16 protein-coding genes are annotated in these 21782 nt (G+C 71.5%); 5 read left to right on the forward strand and 11 right to left on the reverse strand.

The window, feature by feature from the left end; translation table 11 throughout:
- Window positions 1-113: 113 nt before the first annotated feature.
- From EPO13_10625 to EPO13_10645, 5 genes are all read right to left on the reverse strand, one after another.
- A complete protein-coding gene (locus tag EPO13_10625; GenBank protein ID TAK68553.1) occupies window positions 114-299 on the reverse strand; it encodes a hypothetical protein in 186 nt (61 codons plus the stop codon).
- A 174-nt stretch (window positions 300-473) separates the two neighbouring features.
- Window positions 474-1067, reverse strand: coding sequence for a WhiB family transcriptional regulator (locus EPO13_10630; GenBank protein ID TAK68554.1), 594 nt, complete (start codon window positions 1065-1067; stop codon window positions 474-476).
- A 113-nt stretch (window positions 1068-1180) separates the two neighbouring features.
- A complete protein-coding gene (locus EPO13_10635; protein TAK68555.1) occupies window positions 1181-1537 on the reverse strand; it encodes a hypothetical protein in 357 nt (118 codons plus the stop codon).
- 122 nt (window positions 1538-1659) lie between these two features.
- Window positions 1660-2685: a Gfo/Idh/MocA family oxidoreductase gene (locus EPO13_10640; protein TAK68556.1), complete on the reverse strand. Its 1026-nt coding sequence runs from the start codon at window positions 2683-2685 to the stop codon at window positions 1660-1662.
- Window positions 2686-2700: 15 nt separating this feature from the next.
- Window positions 2701-4866, reverse strand: a complete 2166-nt coding sequence (locus EPO13_10645) for an ATP-dependent DNA helicase UvrD2 (GenBank protein TAK68704.1) — start codon at window positions 4864-4866, stop codon at window positions 2701-2703.
- A 181-nt stretch (window positions 4867-5047) separates the two neighbouring features.
- Between EPO13_10645 and EPO13_10650 the strand changes: the two genes are divergently transcribed.
- On the forward strand, window positions 5048-5290 hold the full coding sequence (locus EPO13_10650) for a mycoredoxin (protein TAK68557.1): 243 nt from the start codon (window positions 5048-5050) through the stop codon (window positions 5288-5290).
- 78 nt (window positions 5291-5368) lie between these two features.
- Here EPO13_10650 and EPO13_10655 read toward each other — a convergent pair whose 3' ends face one another.
- Entirely contained in the window at window positions 5369-6454 is a 1086-nt protein-coding gene (locus EPO13_10655; GenBank protein ID TAK68558.1) for an NAD(+) diphosphatase, read from the reverse strand.
- Between EPO13_10655 and EPO13_10660 the strand changes: the two genes are divergently transcribed.
- Both EPO13_10660 and EPO13_10665 read left to right on the forward strand, forming a co-directional pair.
- Entirely contained in the window at window positions 6453-7658 is a 1206-nt protein-coding gene (locus EPO13_10660) for an acyltransferase (GenBank protein TAK68559.1), read from the forward strand. The two genes, EPO13_10655 and EPO13_10660, sit on opposite strands and share 2 nt — an antisense overlap.
- An 84-nt stretch (window positions 7659-7742) precedes the next feature.
- Entirely contained in the window at window positions 7743-8600 is an 858-nt protein-coding gene (locus EPO13_10665) for an XRE family transcriptional regulator (GenBank protein TAK68560.1), read from the forward strand.
- Between the two features lie 31 nt (window positions 8601-8631).
- Here EPO13_10665 and EPO13_10670 read toward each other — a convergent pair whose 3' ends face one another.
- Window positions 8632-9414: an SDR family oxidoreductase gene (locus tag EPO13_10670; GenBank protein TAK68561.1), complete on the reverse strand. Its 783-nt coding sequence runs from the start codon at window positions 9412-9414 to the stop codon at window positions 8632-8634.
- Window positions 9415-9738: 324 nt separating this feature from the next.
- Between EPO13_10670 and EPO13_10675 the strand changes: the two genes are divergently transcribed.
- Window positions 9739-10932 (forward strand): Fic family protein, encoded by a 1194-nt coding sequence (locus EPO13_10675; GenBank protein ID TAK68562.1) that lies wholly within the window; start codon window positions 9739-9741, stop codon window positions 10930-10932.
- Between the two features lie 91 nt (window positions 10933-11023).
- Here the strand turns inward: EPO13_10675 and EPO13_10680 are convergent, their stop codons facing one another.
- The 4 genes from EPO13_10680 to EPO13_10695 form a co-directional block, all read right to left on the reverse strand.
- Entirely contained in the window at window positions 11024-11437 is a 414-nt protein-coding gene (locus EPO13_10680) for a hypothetical protein (protein TAK68563.1), read from the reverse strand.
- Window positions 11434-11880, reverse strand: coding sequence for a hypothetical protein (locus EPO13_10685; GenBank protein ID TAK68564.1), 447 nt, complete (start codon window positions 11878-11880; stop codon window positions 11434-11436). The genes EPO13_10680 and EPO13_10685 overlap by 4 nt, the downstream gene beginning before the upstream one ends.
- A 240-nt stretch (window positions 11881-12120) precedes the next feature.
- The gene (locus EPO13_10690; protein ID TAK68565.1) at window positions 12121-15444 is read right to left on the reverse strand and encodes an ATP-dependent helicase; all 3324 of its coding nucleotides are present in this window, start codon (window positions 15442-15444) and stop codon (window positions 12121-12123) included.
- Window positions 15438-18899 (reverse strand): ATP-dependent helicase, encoded by a 3462-nt coding sequence (locus EPO13_10695; protein TAK68566.1) that lies wholly within the window; start codon window positions 18897-18899, stop codon window positions 15438-15440. The genes EPO13_10690 and EPO13_10695 overlap by 7 nt, the downstream gene beginning before the upstream one ends.
- A gap of 422 nt (window positions 18900-19321) precedes the next feature.
- Here EPO13_10695 and EPO13_10700 point away from each other — a divergent pair, with 422 nt between their 5' ends.
- The gene (locus EPO13_10700) at window positions 19322-21748 is read left to right on the forward strand and encodes a flippase-like domain-containing protein (protein ID TAK68567.1); all 2427 of its coding nucleotides are present in this window, start codon (window positions 19322-19324) and stop codon (window positions 21746-21748) included.
- Window positions 21749-21782: the final 34 nt, after the last annotated feature.

Raw genomic sequence — 21782 nt, forward strand, 5'->3', positions numbered from 1 at the left:
TCTGCCGTGCCCGGCAATAGCAACGGGTCCGACAGCGGATCGGCCCCCCGCCGATCGCGCCATCGGACCCGCAACCCCCGTGCCCCGGGCCCCGCAGCCCTTCGGGACTTCAGTCAGCCGCGACGGACCAAACCCGTCTCCACCGCGTGCAGATCGATCCGAGTGCACGCTGGGCAGTAGCGGCGTACTGCCCCGTCCTCGACTGACAACATCCAGCGCAACGCCTGCCACGGCTCCTCGTCGATGTCGACCAGGTCTCGGCAAGACGCACACACCATGACGTTCATCGTCATCACCACCCCGCGCCAGCATGCCGCGGGCGAGCCGGAAATCGCCTCCGACGCACGGCTACGACCGGTGACGAACTGGACCGCATTCAGCCGACCGGACGACCGAACCCAGACGGAGCAGTCCGCATCGCCTACCTCACGCTGCTGCTCCGTCCTCGTTACGGGGTGTGTCGAGCAGCTCGGTCACGCTGCTGCCCCGTCGTCGTCACGAGGCGAGTCGAGCAGTTCGGTCAGGCCGAGTTCTGTCAACCGGGCCAGCAACGCCGCCTGCGCCGCCTGTTCGGTCGCCACGGCGTCCTTGCGGGGACGGCCCTTTGCCCGCTTCTGCGCCACGATGGTGCCGCCGTCGAACAGCTCGCCACCCCAGACGCCCCAGGGCTCGGCGCGCGCCACGGCTCCGGCAAGGCAGGCGCTCCGGAAGGCGCAGTCCTCACACAACCGCTGCGCGGCCGCGATCTGGTCGACGTCCTCGGAGAACCACAGGTCCGGGTCGCCCTGGTGACAGGGCAAACCCGTCAGCGGCAGACCCGTCAACGACAGGGCCGTCGACGTGGCGGGCGCCGGCAGGCGGGACTGCTCGACCGCCGGCGCGGTCAGCGGGGTCCGCTCCGGCGCGGCAGTCGGCAGGGACACCGGTACCGGAGTCGGTGCGGATCCCGGGGCCGGTGCCGGAGTCCGTGCGGGTGGCGTGGGTGCCCGGTCCGGCACACGGGGTGTCCGGCCGACGCGGCCTGGTGCCCGGGCTGTCCCGGGTCGGGTCACGGTCAGTGTCGTCATCTCGATCATCCTGGGTCGCAACGGATGTGGTCGGAATCAGGCCCGGGCAAACACAAAGGCCGCGGGGCCCGTCGTACGGGTCCGCGGCCTTGGAGGCGGCTGTCGTCAATGCGCTAGACAGGCGCCCCCAGTCGGGGACCCACGAGCTCGATCGTCATTGCCTTGGTGGCCATTGCCTTGGTGGCCATTGCCTTGGACGCGATTGCCTTGGTGGCCATCGCCTTCCAGGCGATCGCCTCGGTGGCCAGGGCCTGGGCCGCGGTGGCCTCGGTCGCCATCGCCTCGGTCGTCGCCTGCGTCCGTACGGGCGCGGTGACGACCGGAGCCGTCGCGATCGAGGTGGTCAGCGGTCGCCGGGCAGGCACGGCAGGGCCGGCGTCATGCAGCCCACGCCGGTATCGCCACGAGGACGAGGCAGCGGGCACGCCAGCGGCGGCCACAACGGCCACTGGCTGATTGGTGCTCCGCATCGGACTGCTCCTCGTCAGGGCGGGCGTGACAGGTCGACCCGCTGCCCGCGACCGTACCTGCGCGCCGCCGCGATCCGCAACGGAGTTTTTCCGCGACGGAGTTCCGGCGACCGCGCCGGCGGTCACTCCGTCGGGTACCGCAGGCCGATCTGACGCCTCGCCTCGTCCGTGGTGCGCAAGATCGACACCGTCTCCGCCAACGGCAGGATCGGACTCTCGGTCAGGCCGGCCCGCACGCAGCGGGCGACCTCGCCGGCCTGGTGGCGCAGGCCGTCGCCTTCATGCGGCTCGTCGTACCGGGACACTTCCCCGTCGCGGAAGACCTTCACCGAATCCGGCTGGCGCGACACCAGGGTGAGGCCACCGGCGAGGTTGAACGAGGGATCCAACTCGATCCGGCCGCCGGTCCCCATGACCGCAGCGCGGTTGGCGCCGGTGGCCTCCAGCGACGTCAACAGGGTGGACAGCCGGCCACCGGTGTGAGTCAGCACGAGGGCGGTCTGCGAGTCGACCCCGGTCGGGCCCAGGTTCGACACCGCGGTCACCGACGTCGGTTCGCCCAGAATCATCGAGGCGAAGGACACGGTGTAGATGCCGAGGTCGAGCAGGGCACCACCGCCGACACCCAGGTCCAGGATCCGATGCCCGGCGGAAACCCCGAAACCGATGCTGTGTTCGACGGTGACGTTACGCACGTCGCCGATCGCGCCGTCGGCCAGCAACTGCCGCAACCGCACCATGTGGGGCAGGAACCGGCTCCACATCGCCTCCATGACGAAGGTGCCCGCCACCCGCGCGGCGTCGACAATCTCCTGCGCCTGGGAAGCGTTGAGGGTGAACGGCTTCTCGATCAGCAGCGCTTTGCCGGCTGCGATGGCCAGCAGCGCATGGTCGCGGTGCCACGGGTGCGGCGTGGCGACGTACACGGCCTCCACATCGGGATCGGCGACCAGCGCCTCGTAACTGTCGTACGACCGCGCGATGCCGAACTGGCGCGCGAACTCCTGCCCGGTGTCAGCTGATCGGGAACCGACCGCAACCACCTCGCCCTCAGGCAAGAACGCCAGGTCCGCGACGAACTTCTTGGCGATCTGACCGGTCCCGAGGATTCCCCAGCGCAGGGGCGGCGTGGCTGACATGCGCGTCATCTTGGACCTGGACTGTCAACCGGCGGCATCCGGGTCTGCCGGTTCGGGCACCGGCTCGCCGGCCACGAGCGCCAGCAGGCAGTCGCCGTACCGCTGCTGCTTGCCCGGCCCGACCCCCGTGATAGCGGCCAGGTCGGCCGCACCGGCCGGCCGCGTCTCGGCGACCGCCAGCAGGGTCGCGTCGGTGAACACGACGTACGCCGGCACCGCCCGCCGTCGCGCCTCCTGCAGCCGCCAGTCCTTCAGCCGAGCGAGCAGGTCCTCGTCGTACGGCGACTCGCAGGTCACGCAGCGGCCCAGCGCGCGCTCCTGTCCGGTGACCAGCGCCTTGCCACATACGCGGCACGGCGCCGGACCGCGGCGCCGGCGTTCGGCCCGTGCCGTCCCGCGACCGGGTCGGACCAGCGCGCCGTGACCGCCGCGGATCGGTTCGGCGCCGAGCGCGTCGTCGAGGAAGCGGCTGCGGTGCCGGCCCTGTCGGCCGCCGGGCTGCCGGGCCCGGGCCCAGGACACGTGCAGGCCGGACCGGGCGCGGGTGACGCCGACGTAGAACAGCCGGCGTTCCTCCTCGACCCGCTCGGGGGTGTCGGCGTGGACGATCGGCAGCATCCCCTCGACCGCGCCGACGATGAACACCGCCTCCCACTCCAGGCCTTTCGCCGAATGCAGCGACGCCAGCGTGACGCCGTCGTGCACCGGCGCGTGCTGCACCTCGGCCCGCCGGTCCAGTTCGTCGACCAGGCCGGGCAGGTCGTCGGCGGTGCCGGCCGCGACCAGGTCGCCGGCCAGCGTGACCAGCGCAGCCAACGACTCCCATCGTTCCCGGGTCGCGCCGGTCCCACGGGGCGGCGCGGGATCCCACCCCATGGCCGCCAGCACGGCCACGACATCCTCGACGACACCGCCACCGCCACCGGCCGGCGTCGCGCGGGCCTGGCCGCGGATCCGGGTGACCGCCTCGCGCACTTCCGGCCGCTCGAAGAAACGCTCGGCGCCGCGGACCACGCACGGCACCCCGGCATCGGCCAGCGCGGCCTCGAAGACCTCGGACTGCGCGTTGACGCGAAACAGCACGGCGATGTCACGCGGCGCCGTACCGCCGGCCACCAGGGCGGCGACGCTGCTGGCGACGCCCTCGGCCTCCGCGGTCTCGTCGTCGTACGAGGTGACCGTGGGCTCGGCCGCCGGGGGCTGCTGGGAGATCAACTGCAACCGCAGCCGGGCCGTCGGACCGCTGGCGGAGCCGAGGACCTTGTTGGCCAGCGTGACCACCTGGGGCGAGCAACGGTACGACCGGACCAGCCGGACCTCCGTCGCATCCGGGTGCCGGCTCCGGAAGTCCAGCAGGTACGCCGGGGTCGCGCCGGTGAACGTGTAGATCGTCTGCGCGGCGTCGCCGACCACGCACACGTCCGGGTGTTCGCCGCACCACAACTCCAACAGCCGCTGCTGCAACGGGTTGACGTCCTGGTACTCGTCGACGGTGAACCACCGGTACTGCGCGCGGACCTCGTCGGCGATGTCCGGCCGGGACTGCAGGATTCCCACGGTCAGCAGCAGGACGTCCTCGAAGTCCAGCCGGCCGCGTGCCGACCGGAGTTCGTCGTACGTCGCGTAGACCCTCCCGACCAGCTCCGGGCTCACCCCCGCCGGACCGTCGCGCCCGGCGCGGCCGGCGGCGGCCGGGTAGGCCTCCGGCAGGCACTGGCTCACCTTCGCCCATTCGATCTCGGCGGCCAGGTCCCGCACGGTCGCCGGATCGGTCGCGACCCGGGTCCGGGAGGCCGCCTCGGCTACCAGCCGGGCTTTGCTCGCCATCAGCTCCGGGAACGGGCCGCCCACCGCGCGGGGCCAGAAGTACCGCAACTGGCGAAGCGCGGCCGCGTGGAACGTCCGGGCCTGTACGCCGGACGCCCCGAGCGCGCGCAACCGTTCCCGCATCTCGCCGGCGGCCCGGGCGGTGAACGTCACCGCGAGGCTGCGGCGGGGGTCGTGGGCGCCGGTGCGGACGGCGTACGCGATCCGGTGCGTGATCGCCCGGGTCTTGCCCGTCCCGGCACCGGCGAGCACCACCACCGGACCGTGCAGCGCGGTCGCCACCGCGCGCTGCTCCGGGTCGAGCCCGGCGAGTACGACCTCGGCGGAATCCGGACCGCCGGCCACGCCGGGCCCGGCGGACAGCGAGGGCTCGGCAGGCACGCGCCGATGCTCGCACGAGGCACGGACGGCCGGCCGCGCGCCGTTGCGACCGGTGGACACGCCCCGCCCGGGTCACTCCGCGGGTGTCGGGACCGCCCGGTGGGGGAAGGAAAGCCCAGCCGGGATGGTTGACGATGTGACGAACCGAGGAGGGCACCGTCCGATGCAGGTGATCATGTACTCGACGCCGTGGTGCGGCTACTGCCACCGGCTGAAGGCGCAGTTGACGCGGGTCGGCATCGGCTATCGCGAGATCAACATCGAGAAGGACCCCGCCGCGGCCCGCTTCGTCGAGAAGGTCAACGGCGGCAACCAGACCGTGCCCACGGTCGTCTTCCCCGACTCCTCGGCGCTGACCAACCCGTCCCTCGACCAGGTTCAGGCGAAGATCGCGGCGCTGGCCTGACTCGGCGCGAGCTTGACGGCGCCGCTGCCGGACCGCGGCGGCAGGGGCCGGCCTGGCGGTTGCGTTGCCCGGCCGCGCTCAGCGCCAGCCGCGGATCACCGGCAGCGGACCGCCGTACCAGCGTTCGATGAGGCGCCGGGCGATCGACAGCGCCGGGGGTAGGCCGACATCGCCACTGGCACATGCGGTTGCCAGTTCCTCGCGACTGAACCAGCGGACCTCGGCGAGTTCCCCGTCGCGCGCGTGGGCCGATGCCGGATCCGCGCCGTCAGCCACGACACAGTGGTAGCCCAGCATCAGGGAGCACGGGAACGGCCAGGGCTGGCTGCCGAGGTAGACCACCTCGCCGACCGCGACGCCGGCCTCCTCGGCCACTTCGCGACGGACCGCCGCCTCCGCGGACTCCCCCGGCTCCACGAACCCGGCGAGGGTGGAGAACAACCCGCCGGGGAAGGTCGCGCGCCGGCCCAGCAGGGCCCGGTCGGTGGCGTCGATCGTCAGCATGATCACCGCGGGGTCGGTGCGCGGGAAGTGATCGGAACCGTCCGCGGAGCAGCGGCGTACCCAGCCGGCGTGCACCGGCTCGGTGGGAGCGCCGCAGCGGGGGCACCGCACGTGCACGTCGTGCCAGTTGTCCAACGCCACGGCGGTGACGAACAGGCCCGCGTCCCGGTCGTCCAGGGCCGATCCGACCTTGCGCAGCGACTCCCACCGAGCGTCTGCCGGCACCAGCCCTGCGGCGTCGGACGCGATGTCGCCCGCGGTCCCCGTGACGGCCCCGGGGCCGGGCAACGCGGCGGCAGCGGACTGGGCTTGCACGGCAGACGCTGTCGGGCGGGCCGACCAGTACGCCGTCCCCGCAGCGTCCACGCCGAGCAGGTGGCGCTCGTACGACGCCGGAATCCCCCGAGTCGGCACCAGCGCCAAGGCGACACGCCCGGAGTCGGTAACCACCGGGGCGCGACCGCCGTCGGCCAGCAGGACCCGGGTGGCCGGGTCGGCCCAGCTGGCGGTCAACCAGGAGTCGTCGGTACGGCGCTCCGCCGCTCGATCGACCGTGCCACGGGCCAGGGTGAGATCGGTGAGCAGGGCGCGGTCGGCGTCCGGCGCGGCGGTCACGCTGCCGACCCTACGGCCGGGCCCGTGCGAGCATGAGCCCACCATGGAGCAGTTCATCCGCCAGCTCACCGGTGTCCGGTTCGTCGCGGCGGCCTGGGTCCTCGCCTATCACCTGCAGGCGCCGCTGGACCGGCTGAACCTGCTGGTCCCCGTCCTGGCCGACGTGCTGCGCGTCGGGCGCCTCGGCGTCGACCTGTTCTTCGCACTGTCCGGGTTCATCCTGACCCACACCTACCTGACCCGACTGGGTCCGCGGCTGGCCGGTGGGCCCAGCGTCCGCTTCTGGTGGCTGCGGCTGGCCCGCATCTACCCGGTGCATTTCGTCATGCTCAACGTCGCCGGACTGGCAGTGATCGCCCAGTCCGTGGTCAGTTCGTCCGAATCGCGGGAACGCGACTGGATGAACCCGTTGGACTACCTGAAGAACCTGCTGCTGCTGCAGGAATGGGGGCCGGAACCGCAGCGTGGCTGGAACTTCGTCGCGTGGTCGTTGTCGATGGAATGGTTGGCGTACCTCCTCTTTCCGCTGCTGGCGCTGGTGCTGTGGCAGCTGCACCGGCGCGCCTCGCGCGGCGTGCTCGTGCTGGCCTGGCTGGTGGCGATGGCCCCGCTGGTCGGCTACGCGTTCACCCGCAGCGACCCGTACTACACCGACCATTGGGGCTCGACGATCCGCGTCCTGTCGGAGTTCGCCGCCGGCGCCGTCACCTACCTCGTGGTGGCCAGGCTGACAGTCGACGGGCGCGCCCGCCCGCGGGTGGAACGGCTCGCCACGACCTTGTCGGCAGCGCTGCCGGTCGCGGTGATCGTCGGCGCCGTGGTGCTGTCGCGGATCCCGTCGCTGCAGGCGCCGATCACCTCGACCTCGCCGGACGCCGAGCCGCTGCCGCCGTACCTGCACCTGCTCGTCGTCCCGCTGCTCGTACTGTGGATCGGCGCGCTCGCGCTGTCGCGGCGCGGAGTCTCGCGGTGGCTGTCCACCCGAACGCTCGTGCTCGGCGGCTTCATCTCGTACTCGCTCTACATGACGCACCTGGTCTGGTACGGCCTGTGGCGGGCCGGGATGAACGCGGTCCACATCACCGGCGGGGCGTTGTACGCGGTCGGCGTGGTGGCACTCGTCGCCGGCGCCCTGCTGATCGCCTGGCTGATGTGGCGGTACGTCGAAGAACCGGCGCGGGAATGGATGCGCGGGCTGGTCGGCGTCCGGCGCCGGGCCGTGGCCGAGCCGGAACTGCACCGGAGCTGACCTGGCCGGTGGCACAGTAGGTCGACCGGTGCCGGCAGCGGCCGCGAGCGCCTGCGGGTACGAACCGTCTGGAGGGGGGCGCAGTTGCGAACACCCGATGCACAACGTCCGGTGACCGAGCTGGGCGAATTCCTCCGATCCCGCCGCGACCGGCTCACTCCCCAGGATGCCGGCGTCCGCAGTCACGGACGGCGCCGGGTTCCTGGCCTCCGCCGGGAGGAGCTGGCCCAGCTCGCCGGCGTGTCGGTGACGTACCTGACGCGCCTTGAACAGGGTCAGTCGCAGAACGCGTCCGACGCTGTCATCGATGCGCTCGCGCTCGCTCTGCAGCTCGACGCCGACGAGCGGACGCATCTGGGCGTCCTTGCCCACCCCGCCCGAAAGCAGCGGCGCCGCAACGTCGCGCAGGAGGAGGCGAAACCGGGCGCGGCACAACTGCTGCAGGCTATGGGACACGTGCCCGCAGTGTTGCTGGGCCGCTTCCACGACATCCTCGCGTGGAACCGTGCCGGACAGGTACTGCTGGCCGGCCACCTGGACTACGAGGCGCCCAATGCCGGAGCAGAGCGGCCGAATCAGCTGCGGATGCTGTTTCTGGACAAGCGCACGCGGGATCTGTACCTCGACTGGAACGACGAGGCCGCCCTGGCGGTTGCATCGCTGCGGTACATCTCAGCACAGTTCGCCGACGACCGGCGCTCGGCCGAATTGGTCAGCGAACTGCAGGTGCGCAGCCCGGAGTTCGCCACGCTGTGGGCCGGACATGACGTGCGGTTGTGCACCAGCGGGACCAAACGGCTGCGGCATCCCACGGTAGGCGAACTGCGACTGGACTACGAGGTACTTCAGCTACCCGAGGGCAGCGGCCAGCGCATTCTCGCCCACACCGCCGAGCCGGGAAGTGCCTCGTACGCTGCGCTGCGTTTGCTCACGACGAGTTGAGCCGCCGGCTGGCCGTACGACCGGACCTGATTCAGATCTGGCGCAGGGCACCGCCGTCGACCGACCACTCGGCGCCGGTGACCTGCGAGGCGCGCGGCGACAGCAGATAGGCGATCAGCCCCGCGACGTCCTCGGGCTCACCGATACGGCCGGTCGGCAGGCGGCGTTCTTCGCGGATGAACTTGTCCACCGCGGCGCCGGGTTCGCCGCCGTACCGCGCCGCCAGTTGATCGGCGAAACCCCCTGGTGCATCGAACAACGCGGTGCGGGTCGGTCCCGGCGAGACGACGTTGGAGCGGATACCCGCCGGCGAGAACTCGACCGCAACGGCCTTCGACAAGGACAGGAGCGCGGCTTTCGAGGCCGCGTAGGCGGCCATGGTCGGGTCGGGCGCCCGCCCCGCCTCGCTGCCGACATGCACGATGCTGCCGCCGCCCGCCCGCATGGCAGGCAGGACGGCACGGGTCAGTCGGGCGACGGCCAACAGATTGACCTCGAACGTCATCCGCCACAGCTCGTCGTCGAGGTCGGCGAAGGAGTCCCTGGTATCGAAGAGCGCGGCGTTGTTCACCAGGCCGTCGACGCGACCGTAGCGTTCGGTTGCCCATGCAACCGTGGTGCCGGCGGCTGCCGGGTCGGTGAGGTCGGACGCAACGAAGGCGGCACCGTCAGGCAGTACGCCCTCCTCGGGAGGGCGGCGAGCCACGGCGACGACATGGGCACCTTCGGCGGTCAGTTCGCGAACGGCCGCCAGGCCGATACCGCTGGTACCACCGGTGACGATCACGACCTTGTCATCGAGGTGAAGGTGCATCAGGACTCCGTCTCTCCTACGTCCGCTGTGGGTTCGCTCGTCGCGGCCGGCGCAGTGCTCACGCGACGGGCCGCCTCGCGCAACGGATCCCGCGACAGACCGCCACCTTTGGTTGGTGCGTTCACCGTGCGACGGAGAGGGCCGGCAAGCCAGTACCCCGCGTTGACTAGTACTGGCAGGGTCACCCGCGAGGGCCTGGGGTGACCGGCAGCGACGACGTGGTGCGGTTGGGAGGTCGGTGGGCATGACGGGATGCCCAACGTAAGTGGGCATAGCCGGCTTGCTTAGTATCAGTTATCTGCTATCTGATAGTACGATCGCGAGGTGGCATCAGAAGCAGCGTGGCCGTCTATCGATTGGGAAGATCGGCCGTGGACGCCCCGAATCGCGCCCGACCTGATCTCGGCGGCCGTCCGCCGACGTCATACGGGGCCGTATCGCGCCGCTGTCGTGCCCCGCATCGCCGACCTGACACCGACCTTGCCGGGTGAGCTGCTCGCCGCTGCCGACGAGGCAAGCACCGAGATCGCGCGATTCGACGCCGAGGTGGGCGCGGAGGTTGCACCGTTCTCGGCCGTACTGCTGCGTTCGGAGTCCGCATCGTCATCCATGATCGAGAACCTGACCTCCGGAGCGAAGTCGATCGCGCTGGCCGAACTGGGTAGCAGAGACAAGCGGAATGCCACCGAGATCGTGGGCAACGTGGCCGCCATGCGGGCGGCGCTTGATCTTGCCGACAGGTTGGACGGCGCGGCGATCATCGCCATGCACGCGGCGCTGCTCGGCGACGTACAGCCCGGCATGACAGGGCAGTGGCGTACTGAGCAGGTCTGGATCGGCGGCACCTCCATCGGCCCACACACGGCCTCATTCGTTCCGCCGCACCATGAGCACGTGGCCGCCCTGATCGATGATCTGGTCCGTTTCACTCAACGCGTCGACCTGCCGCTGCTCGTGCAGGTCGCGATCGCGCACGCCCAGTTCGAGACCATCCACCCGTTCCCGGACGGCAACGGCCGAACGGGACGGGCGCTGATCCATGCGATGCTTCGCGGCCACGGGCTGACCCGCAACGTCACCGTGCCGGTCTCAGCCGGTCTGCTCACGGACACCAGCGGCTACTTCCAGGCCCTCACTGCCTACCGGGACGGCAACCCCACCGCCATCGTCGCCAAGCTGGCCGACGCCTCACTCGCCGCCATCATCAATGGCCGACAGCTGGTGAACGAACTGCGATCCACCCGCGCGAGCTGGAGTACCAAGATCAAGGCACGCCGGGGTGCGGCTGCCTGGCGCCTTGCCGACCTCCTCGTACATCAGCCAGTGGTCGATGCATCCGCCGTCGCCGCCGAGCTCGATCTCGCGCCGCAGAACGTCCAACGTGCGATCAGGCCACTCGTCGAAGGCGGCATACTCACCGAGTTCACCGGCTTCAAGCGCAACCGAATGTGGCAGGCGACCGAGATCCTCACTGCCCTAGACGACTTCGCAGCCCGCGCTGGAAGGCGCGGCAGGTGACCGACCACTGCCGCCCTTGATCTCGTACGAGTTCAGTGCTGAATGAAGGTACGGGCGATCGGGTCGTTCACGCAAAAGTCGCTCCCGCCGTTCAATCCTTGACTGCGCCGCGCCCGGTTCGGCCATCTAGGCGGGCCAGGAACACCTCAGTACCGGGTCGTGGAGCTGCACCGGATGCACAGAGGGAAACGAGTGCGTTGGTGATGGCCCCGACGAAGGATCGATCTTGGGGGAAAGTCCGATTGGCAACGTAGACGAGGCCGTGGTGGGTGCGTCCGACACGTCGCCAATCGTTGGCGATGGGGGCGAAGTCAGCGATGTTGATGGTGACGAGGACGCGGCGCTGGTCAGTTGCGAAGGCGAGCAGATCCTCGTCCGGGGTCGAGAGGAGGGCAGGCTCTTCGACGACGGCCGTCACGTCGAGGTTGTGATCGCGGAGCCGGGCGGCGATGGTGCCGCTGAGCATCTCGTCAAGCAGCAGCCGGGCTCGCCGTGTCCCGGTCACTGGGCCAGGAGATGCTGCTGACGCTCCCACGCGGCGAGTGCGTCTGCCTCAAGCTGGTCGACATCGGCGATCCAGGCGTCGATCTCGTGCGGGTACGACGACCAGTAGCGCACCGCGGTGTCGACCAGTCGCGCCGGCACACCGGTGTTCGACGCTACGAGGGCGACGATGCCGGCGGCATCCAACTGCGGTTCAGCCGCACGGGAGGACTTGACCGCGCGGATCACCTCGCGCACATCGGGACCGCCCAGAAGAACTGCCCGGCGGCCGCTGCGGCCGTCGCGGAACAGGACGCCCGGATGCTCGTCCATGCGAAGGCCCTCATCGACGAAGCGATTCGCCACCGACGATCCGGATGATCCGGGGTGCCGCGCGACGTACGCCGAGAGCCGCGTGCCGACCGCCTCCTCGAAACGGATCGACCTCGGCAACCCACTACCCATGACTACATTGTAGCGGCGGCCAGATATCGGAGTCACAAGCTCAGCCATTGCATCGACTGGATCGGCTCCTGGCGACGGATGTCGCCCGCATCTATGAAGCTCCTTTCACCGACCACGCACCGGCCTGACCGGGAAGCGCTGTTCAGCGGCGCCGACATCGATGCACTCGTCGACGTCCTCAACGACGTTAAGGCGACCGCCGTATCCGCCGCGCTGTAAGGGAACACGCGGTCCACCGACTCACGCCGCCGTCCCCGCCGCGCCGTCGACGGAGCCGCTCTGGTCGGCGGACCCGGTGCCGGTGAGCAGTGCCGTCAACTCCGCTCGACCCGGCAGTCCGGCCGGCGTCGACGTGGTGCGGGTCCGCAGGTGCAGGAACGTCGCCTCCACTTGGTCGGGTTCGACGCCGACGCGCTCGGCCCAGGCCAACCGGTAGATCGCCAGCTGGAGCGGATCGGCTGAGGCGGCTCGTCCGGTTTTCCAGTCGACGACCTCCCAACCGCCGCCCGGGGTATGGAACACCGCGTCGATGCGGCCGCGAACCACCCGTCCGCCGAGCAGGACGGCGAAGGGCTCCTCGATGGCGACCGGGGTCCGCGCCGCATAGTCGGTGTCCAGGAAGGCTTCCTGCAGGTCACGAAGATCGATGTCGCTGTCGATGCCGTCGTCTGCAGCACCGGGCAGTTCCGCAGGATCGAGCAGCGGTCGTTGGCCGTACTGGGTCTCGATCCACGCATGGAGCCGGGTCCCCTGCACGGCGCGCGCGGCCGGCGGTCGCGGCATCGGCCGGACCAGGGCCCGGGCAAGACCGGTCGGGTCGCGGGCCAGCTGCTGCAGCTGCGTGGCCGTGAGGGCCGCGGGCAAGTGGACGACGCGGTCACCGCCCTCATCTCGCCGGAGTTCGGTCAGGAGGGTCCGTACGTCGGCGTCCCACTCGGCCAGAACGCCCCGGTCCGCGGCGTTCAAACCCAACTGCTCGGCGGGGTCCGGCAGCCAGTCGGTGTCGCCGTGAGCTGTATCGAGCTGCGCGGCCACCGCCTCGGCGAGAGCGCGCCGAGGCGCCGCACGGGCGACGTCGAGTGGCACGGGCCAGGCCACGACACGGTCCGCGTCGACCGCGGGGTTGCGACCGTCGGGACCCGGCGCCGGTGCCCACGGACCGGGCGGCTGTCCGAGGACGTCAGCGACGGCCCGGATCTGCTCCAGGAAGGGGCTGGGTCCCCGGGGCGTCGACTGGGTGGGACCCCACCAGTGACCGCTGGCGACCAGCACCTCCTCCGCTCGGGTGACCGCGACGTACGCCAGCCGGGTCTCGTCGAGCAGTTCCAGTTGCGCGCTGTCGGTCGCGAACTGCTGATGGTCGACGCGGCGTGGGCCGTCCGGACCCGGGAAGGCCGCCAGAGCCTGCGGCGCTGGCTCGTGGCGTACGGCGTACGGCAGGGCCACCGGCGAGGTCGGCCAGCGGTCCTGGCTGCGGTCGGACGGGAACACCTTGCGGCACAGGGACGGCAGGACGACGACGGGAAACTCCAGTCCCTTCGCCCGATGGACGGTAAGCACCTGGACCGCGTCGATGCGAGGCGGCTGCGGGACCCCGACGGCGACATCGAACCGATCCAGGTCGGCGATCCACGCCAGGAATCCACCCAGACCGGCGCGGCCGTCCACATCGCGGTACTCGGCGGCCAGCTCGACCAGCGCCGCCACGGCCGCCTGGCGCTGACCGGCGCTGTCCCCGATAGCCGCGGCGAGTTCCACGTCGAGCCCGGTGACCGCGACGACCCGGTGGACGAGATCTCCCAACGGTTCACCGACGTACCGGCGCAGTTCACGCAGTTCGGCGGCCAACGCGGAGAACCGCTGCCGCGCCGCCGACGACACCGGCTCGTCGCCGAGGTCGTCCAGCGCGTCGGCGAGCGCCACCGCATCGGCGGCGTCAGATCCCTCGACGACCCGGCGCAGCGCCGCCGACAAGCCGTCGCGCCCCGGGTCAGATCCCTGCGCTGCCACCGGATCCGAGCCTGCTGCGTCCTCGGCGAGATGGTCGCCGCTCACACGATCCCGACCCGGGCGGCGCCCGCCGACGGTCGGACCGGCAAGAGCGCGGGCACGGCGACCGAGCGCGGCCAAGTCACGCGGACCGATCGCCCAGCGGGGACCGGTGAGCAACCGGACGAGCGCGGCGTTGGCGGTCGGGTCGTGCAGGATCTGCAGCACGCTGACGACGTCAGCGACGTCCGGCAGTTGCAACAGACCGGCCCAGCCGACCACCTCGACCGGTACGTCGCGCGCGGCCAATGCTGCGGCGAGGGCGGGAAACTCGCTGGCGGCCCGGCAGAGGATCGCGATGTCCGACCAGCCCCGCCCACTCTGCTGCAGGTCCACGACCTGGCCGGCGATCCAGTCCAGTTCCGCGGCATGGGTGTCGAACAGCCCGTATCGCAGCTCGCCCCCGCCCTTGCCTGCACCGCCGAGCAGCGCGCGGACACCAGCGTGATACGACCGCAACGGGGCAGCGACGCGGTTAGCGACGTCGATCACGGCGGACGCGGATCGCCGGTTGTCCCGCAACGAGAACCGACGGGTGGGCCGTGGCTGGCCCACCGCCGACGAACCCGGGAAGTGCTCGGCGAAGGTGTCGATGTTGTGCACACTGGCGCCGCGCCAGGCATAGATCGCCTGACACGGGTCGCCCACGGCAGTCACCGGATGCCCACCGCCGAACAGGTGTTGCAGCAACAGGCGCTGCGTCACCGAGGTGTCCTGATACTCGTCGAGCAGCACGACAGCGGCCCGGGATCGACAGTCCGCGACAACCTCCGGGCAGCGCCGCGCGAGCATCGTCGCCAGCCGCAGCTGGTCGGCGAAGTCCAGCACTCCGGCGGCCGCCTTGGCTTCGCGGAACTCGACGACCAGTTCGGCGAGTTCGATCCGCCGTCGCGCGGTGGCGGCCATGTCGACGGCGATCCGTTGCGGCCGACCGTCGTCGGCGACGAGGGCAACCAGCGCCTCGTCCTCGGCGATGAGGTCCTCCGGGGCGACGGCGTGCTCGGTGAGGGCGTCGTCAAGAGCAAGCAACTGACCGACCAGATGCACGGGACGGGTGTGCCAGGAGCGCAGTGGCCGGCCCGTCCGGCACAGCACGCGGTACGCGACTTGGTGGCGGGCACCGTCGGTGAGCAGCCGCGCCGACGGCTCCAGGCCCAGCCGAAGCCCGTGTTCGGCGACGAGCCGGTCGGCGAACGCGTGGTACGTCGTGACGGTCGGCTCGACCTCGGCGCGGGGCAGCTCAGCCCGTTGCGCATTGCGCCGCAACAGGTCCCGGACCCGGCCATGCAGTTCGGCAGCGGCCTTGGTCGTGAAGGTGAGACCGAGCACAGCCTCCGGCGCCACCTGACCGGTCAACACGAGCCACATCACCCGGGCGGCCATCACCGTCGTCTTGCCGGTCCCGGCGCCAGCCACGATCACGCCGGGCGCGAGTGGTGCGGTGGCAGCCTCAAGCTGGTCGTCGGACAGCGGTACGCCGATGAGGTCGCGCAATCGACCCGGAGTGATCACCATGGCCGCGCTCCCCTCGAATCAGCTGGACACGCCGATTTCACCCGACAGGTCTGACATGCCGGGCCTGGTCGCGCCGGGTACTGCTCGTCTCGCACTGCCGCAGCTGCCCGTCCCAGAGCCAGGTCGACCCACGTTGGTCCGGGCTCCTCGGCAGCGGCCGTGCCCGGTGGGACCTGCCCGAGCACGACCGGCGCGCTGTCGTCGCCTCGGACACCGACGCCGAGCATGACCAGCTCCGCTCCCCCGGAGACCGTGCCCGCATCCGGTACGGCGCCGGCGGCGACCGCCGCTTGATAGGCACCGAGTTGGCGATGCTCGGTGAGGTCACGCGCCGTCGGCTTGGTCGCCGACGTCTTCAGGTCGACCACGTGGACCGCGCCGGCGGCGTCGATCTCCACCCGGTCGAAGGTGCCCCGCAGCCGGACGGGAACGGTCGACCCGTCGGGCGCCGGCACACCGAGGACGACGTCGAACGGCACCTCCGATCCGACCAGGACCTGGCCGCCACGCCGGTGGTAGGCCAGGAGGCGTTCCAGCACCGCGTCGGCCAGTTCCCGCTGCCGCTGCGATTCGTACGGCACCCCGAAACCGACTGCTGGCCAGACCGAATCGAGGATGCCCCGCAGACCGTCGAGATCATCCGGCAGTTCGCCGCGGGCCACGGCGTCCGCGAGCACATGGACGAGGGCACCGACGCCTGCGGCCGGCCCTCCGACGCCGTCGGCACCGACCTCACGGCTGAGGAACCACTGCAGGGGGCAGCGTTCCAACGCCGTCAACGCGGACGCGGACAGCGTTACCGGCGCGTCCGCCGGACGCACCGGCGCCGCGCCTTCGGTGCGCCTGGCGACGCCCCACCAGCGATCCGGGTTCGCTGCCGGCACCAGCGGTTTGCCGCTGCGATCGCGAAGCCCGGCGAGCACCGCCAGCCTCCGCACGGCTGCCGCACGGAGGCCGGCTGACGTCGCCGGATCCTCCGCCCTGGCCCGCAACGCAGCGACCAGTCCCGCGGTCGACAACGGCCGGGTCGGTCGGCCGGACACGTGGCGCACCGGGACGCCGAGGTCGTCGAGGAACCGCGAGGGGACGTCGGGCGTGCCGCCACCGCCGCGTACCGCGGTGACCACCAACCGTTCCCGGGCCCGCGTGCAGGCGACGTACAGCAGTCGGCGTTCCTCGGCGAGCAGTTCCGACCGCGTGGGGCCGACCGGCGAGCGACCCGCCGGGCCGCCGGGCGTGTCCGGTGCCCCGTCGCCGGCGCCCGCCATCACCGGCAGCAACTCCTCGCCGCGCACCAGCGTCGAGCGGCGGCGCAGGTCCGGCCAGGTGCCCTCCTGGACTCCGGCGACGATGACCCAACGCCACTGCAAGCCTTTCGCCCGGTGGGCGGTGAGCAGCCGCACCGCGTCCCCACGCACCGGTCGTTCGGCCAACGCGTCGGCGGGAATCGCCTGCTGGGCCAGCTCAGCGGCGAAGGCCTGCACGCCGCTGACGCCGCAGCGCAGCTGCGCGCGCGCCGCGGCGTCCATGAGCGCGCACACCGCATCCAGATCACGGTCGGCCCGGCGACCTGCGGGTCCGCCGGCCAGCGCGGCGCGTTCGAGCCGGCGGGGCCAACCCGTCCCCGACCACAACGTCCACAGCACCTCCTCGGGTGAGGCGTGCTCGGCCACCCGCGCAGCGGCCGCGGCCAGCAGCCGGCCGACCCGGCGTACGGCGGCTCCCGCGCGCGCAGCGCCGTACGGCAGGTCGACCGCGGCGAGCCGGTCGGAATGCAGGACAGCGTCGCGCAGCAACACCGCCGCCGACGGCGCCGGCACCAGAGGGTCGTCATCGCTGCGAGGCAGCCGATCGTCGTGGTGGCGGCGCAGGGCCCGCCCGAGCCGTCGCAGGTCAGACGGATCCGCACCGCCCAGCGGCGACACCAGCAGGTCGCGCGCGACGTCCACCGGAAGGACCTGGTCGACGTCGCGCTCGCCCGCAACAGCTAGTGCGGCAGCGACATCCAACGCCCGCAGCAGGACGCCAACCGCCGGGTCGGCCGCCAAGGGCAGCTCGTCGCCGGCGACCTCAACCGGCACTCCGGCGGCGACGAGGGCACGCCGCAGGCTTGGCAACTGTCGCGTCCCGGAGCGCACCAGCACGGCGATGTCGGCCCACCGCACCGGATCTGCGTCGTCGAGGTGCGCCCGCCGGACGAGGTCGGCGATGTGGGCTGCCTGCGCTGCGGGGTCGTCGAACGTCAGCACATCGACGCGGCCCGGTACGACGCCGGGTTCGCAGCGCGCCGCCCGGTGGCGACGCAGGTGAGCCGCAGGCAGGCCGGCCGGGACCTGATCGCCGAGGACAGCGCGCGCGGCCGCGGCGATCACCGGACCGAACCGCCGGGTGCGATCCAGCACCTCGACTCCGGCCGGCACGCCGCCCGGGCCGGCGAACTCGGCGGGAAACTGCAACAGGCCGCGGACAGCGGCCCCGCGGAAGGAATAGATCGCCTGGTCCGGGTCACCGACGACCACCAGGCTCGCGGTCGGGCCGACCAGGGCGCGCAGCAGCCGCACCTGGGCGGGATCGGTGTCCTGGAACTCATCGACGTACACCGCCCGGAACTGCCGGTGCAACGCCTCCTGCACGTCGGGACGTTCGGCCAGCAGGACCGCGCGGTGGACGAGTTCGGCGTAGTCGACGACGCCTTCGGCGTCCAGCACGTCGAGGTACTCCTCGGCGAAGCAGGCCAGCTGCTCCCACTCCGCGACACCGCTGGCTGCAGCGGCCGCAGCCAGGTCGGCGGGGTCGAGCCCGGCAGATCGCAGCCGGGACAGCAGGTCACGAACCTGCTCGGCGAAACCCTGGGTGCCCAGCCCGGCGCGCAGGCTCGCCGGCCACTGGGCACCGGCCGAACCCGCCAGCAGATCGCGGACTCGCCATTCCTGTTCCGGTCCGGACAGCAATCGCGGCGGGCCACTCAGCGATGCCGGGTCCGACCACTGCTGCACGAGGGCGTAACAGAACGAGTGGAACGTGGTCACGGTCGGCACGAGCCCACCGCCGACCCGGGCGATGACGCGATCGCGAAGCTCGGCGGCCGCTCGACGGCCGAAGGTCAGCGCGAGCACCTGGTCTGGCTCGAGTCGCGCCGCGTCGGTCCGGCCCGAAGCGAGCCAGTCAGGATCAGACCCGCTTCCGTCGGATGGGTTCCCGCCGGACGGGCGGTCGTCAGCCTTGTTTCGGTCGGGCCCGCCGTTGGATGGGTGGCCATCGGCTGGGGTGCCGTCGGATGGGCTACGGGCCAGTCGAGCGGCGATGGCCTCGACCAACGTGGTGGTCTTCCCGGTCCCGGGGCCGGCGAGCACCAGCAACGGCCCGTGCCGATGGGCGACGACGCGTCGCTGGGCGGCATCGAGCCGGATCGCCGCCGGCGGCGCCGGGGCCGACCGGTCGAGCAGCAGGGTCATCGTCGGGCCTCCACCCGTAGGACCGGCGCCTGTCGCCGGCGCCGCTGATGACAGCACCTCGCACCGACAACGGCCGGGCGGCCGGCGCTGCCGTGTCGCCTCCGGCGCGCGAGCGGTACCTCTGCGACCATCGGGCGATGACCGAGCAGGACGCGCATCCGGCGAACGACGTCGCCGCTGTCGCGTGGCCACCGCTCGGCCCGGGCTCCGACCCGTTGCCCACCTCCGCAACGAGCCGGCCGCCACATGAGCAGCCTCGAAGCGACCAGCCGCCACATGACCGGCAGCAAGCCGGCGACGTACCGACCAACCGGCCCGAAGGCGAGAGGCCGCAAGCCGGCCAACCACCAGGCAACGCACCAGCCGGCGAACGACAGCTCAATCCGCCGGAAGCAACGCCCCGTAACACTTCGGATGCGGCGATGGCTCCGGCACCACCTCCGGCGTCCGCATCGCTTCCGGCATCGGCCAGACCGGACGCCGACCTGGGTCCGGGCACCCTGGTGATCGAGGACGGCGTCATCCCCCGCCGGTTGCGCCGGCCGCTCGACCTGGTCCGGTTCGGGTTCGCCCTGGCGGCGTTCGCCGGCGTGGTCCTGCTGGCGTACTTCGCCACCAGCACGACCACCGGTATCGACGCCGATCTGACCAGCGCCTCACGGAACCTGCCGAACATCATCCAGCTGCTGCTCAACCTCGCGGCAATCCTCGGCGTCGTCGGGCTCCCCATCGCCGCCGCCATCGACCTGCTGGTACGCCGCCGCGGCCGACAGTTGCTCGACGCGCTGGTCGCGCTCGTGCTCGCCGCCGGGATCGTGCTGGCGGCCAACGCCTTGCTGCACCTGTACGACAACCGCCAGCTGATCCTGGCCCTGGCCGGCAGTGTCGCGCCGGACTCGACCCCACTGAGTGCACCGCTGGCCGCGATCGTCGCTTTCGTCACCGTCGCGCGGCTGATCAGCCGGTCGCGCTGGAACGTGCTGACGGTGCTCGTCGTCGGCTCGCTCGGCGTCGTCGCGCTGTTCCGCGCCGACATCACCACCGCCGGTATCGCGCTGTCGATCCTGCTCGGCTGGGCGGTCGGGCTGATTGTCCGCTACAGCCTGGGCACGCCGACCACCCGGCCGCGCGGCATCGAGGTCGCGGAAGCGATGGAGCGCGGCGGTTTCGGCGTCTCGGTCCTACGGGCCCAGGAGACCACCGAGGTCGGGCGGCGCTACATCGCCACCACGCGGTCCGGTGAGGCGCTGACCGTCGTCGTCCTCGACCGCGACCTCGAAGGCGCCGGGCTGGTGCGGTCGGCGTGGCGGGCGATCCGGCTGGCAGACGACCCCGGCACGGGCGTGTTCAACATGCGCCGCGCCCTGGACCACCACGCCCTGATGTCGTATGCCACCGAAGTCGCCGACGCGCCCATCCCACGGCTGCTGCTGGCCAGCGAGGTCGGCCCGGACTCGGCCGTACTGGTCCACGAACGGGTGCAGGGCAAGCGTTTCGACGAACTCGGCGACACCCTCACCGACGACGATCTCGTCGGGGCGTGGCGGGCCATGGCCACCCTGCACCGGCGACGCGTCGCCCACCGCGCGCTCACCGCCGACCACCTGCTGCGCGGCGTCGACGGCCGGGTATGGCTGCTGGGCACCGCCAGCGGATCGATCGCGGCCAGCGACGTGGCAGAACGAATCGACATCGCCGAACTGTTGTGCACGCTGGCCCTGCTCACCGACCCCGGCCGGGCGCTTCGCACCGGGCAGCAGGTCCTCGGCGTCACGACACTGGCCCGGGCGCTGCCGGCGCTGCAGCCGGTGGCGCTCTCACCATCGACCCGCCGGGCGGTACGGCGCAACAAGGGGCTGCTGCTCGCGCTTCGCGATGGCCTGCAAGAGATCCGGCCGGACGCGGCGGTCGAGCAGATCAAGCTGGAGCGGATCCGGCCGCGAACCATCCTGACGATTCTCGCGGGCCTCATCGCCGCTTTCGTGCTGGTATCGCAGCTGGCCCAGGTCGACCTCGTCGCCGTCTTCCGGTCCGCCCAGTGGGAGTGGGCCGTCGTCGCCGCTATCGCGAGCCTGATCACGTACGTCGGTGCGACACTGTCGCTATCCGGCTTCGTACCCGAGCGGATCTCGTTGCTGCGCACCATGCTTGCCCAGGTCGCCGGTGACTTCGCCACCCTGGTCGCGCCGCCCACACTCGGCGCGGTCGCCATCAACGTGCGGTTCCTCACCAAGGCCGGCCTGCATCCGGCGCTGGCGGGCGCCAGTGTGGGGGTCTCCCAGGTCGCGGCGTTCGGTGTCCACCTGTGCCTGCTGGTCGGATTCGGTATCGCGGCCGGGACCCAGACCGACCTCAGCTTCGACCCGCCCCGCTGGGTGGTCATCGGCATCCTGGTACTGGCAGCGCTGGCCCTCGCGGCGACGCCGCTGCCGCCGGTCCGTCGTCAACTGGCACAACGGGTCGCGCCGCTGCTGCGGGAAGTCGGTCCCCGCATGATCACCATCGCGCAGCGTCCCCTGAAGCTGGTCGAGGGTTTCGGTGGGATCGTGTTGCTGAACCTGGCGTACATCGCCGTCCTCGTTGCCAGCGTGAAGGCGTTCGGCGGTGATCTGCCGGTGGCGACCGTGGCCGTGGTGTACCTGGCCGGTGCCACGATCGGTCAGGCCGCGCCGACCCCGGGTGGCGTCGGAGCGGTCGAAGGTGTGATGGCCGGTGCGCTCACCGTCGCAGGGGTAGACGCCGGCATCGCCTTGTCGGCGGTGCTGCTCTACCGCGTCGTCACCTTCTGGGTGCCCACCGTCCCCGGCTGGTTCGCCTTCAACTGGCTGCAGAAGCACGACTACCTGTAGCCGCGGCCCGCCCAACGAAGGCCGGCCACCCGGA

The sequence above is a fragment of the Actinomycetota bacterium genome (genome assembly GCA_004297305.1).
Lineage (GTDB): Bacteria > Actinomycetota > Actinomycetes > S36-B12 > FW305-bin1 > FW305-bin1.

Excerpts from the sequence above, each read along its gene's own strand:
- EPO13_10630 (TAK68554.1), bottom strand. The coding sequence starts at position 1,067 with ATGACGACACTGACCGTGACCCGACCCGGGACAGCCCGGGCACCAGGC.
- EPO13_10635 (TAK68555.1), bottom strand. The coding sequence starts at position 1,537 with ATGCGGAGCACCAATCAGCCAGTGGCCGTTGTGGCCGCCGCTGGCGTG.
- EPO13_10640 (TAK68556.1), bottom strand. The coding sequence starts at position 2,685 with ATGACGCGCATGTCAGCCACGCCGCCCCTGCGCTGGGGAATCCTCGGG.
- EPO13_10650 (TAK68557.1), top strand. The coding sequence starts at position 5,048 with ATGCAGGTGATCATGTACTCGACGCCGTGGTGCGGCTACTGCCACCGG.
- EPO13_10660 (TAK68559.1), top strand. The coding sequence starts at position 6,453 with ATGGAGCAGTTCATCCGCCAGCTCACCGGTGTCCGGTTCGTCGCGGCG.
- EPO13_10655 (TAK68558.1), bottom strand. The coding sequence starts at position 6,454 with ATGGTGGGCTCATGCTCGCACGGGCCCGGCCGTAGGGTCGGCAGCGTG.
- EPO13_10670 (TAK68561.1), bottom strand. The coding sequence starts at position 9,414 with ATGCACCTTCACCTCGATGACAAGGTCGTGATCGTCACCGGTGGTACC.
- EPO13_10685 (TAK68564.1), bottom strand. The coding sequence starts at position 11,880 with ATGGGTAGTGGGTTGCCGAGGTCGATCCGTTTCGAGGAGGCGGTCGGC.
- EPO13_10690 (TAK68565.1), bottom strand. The coding sequence starts at position 15,444 with ATGGTGATCACTCCGGGTCGATTGCGCGACCTCATCGGCGTACCGCTG.
- EPO13_10695 (TAK68566.1), bottom strand. The coding sequence starts at position 18,899 with ATGACCCTGCTGCTCGACCGGTCGGCCCCGGCGCCGCCGGCGGCGATC.
- EPO13_10700 (TAK68567.1), top strand. The coding sequence starts at position 19,322 with ATGGCTCCGGCACCACCTCCGGCGTCCGCATCGCTTCCGGCATCGGCC.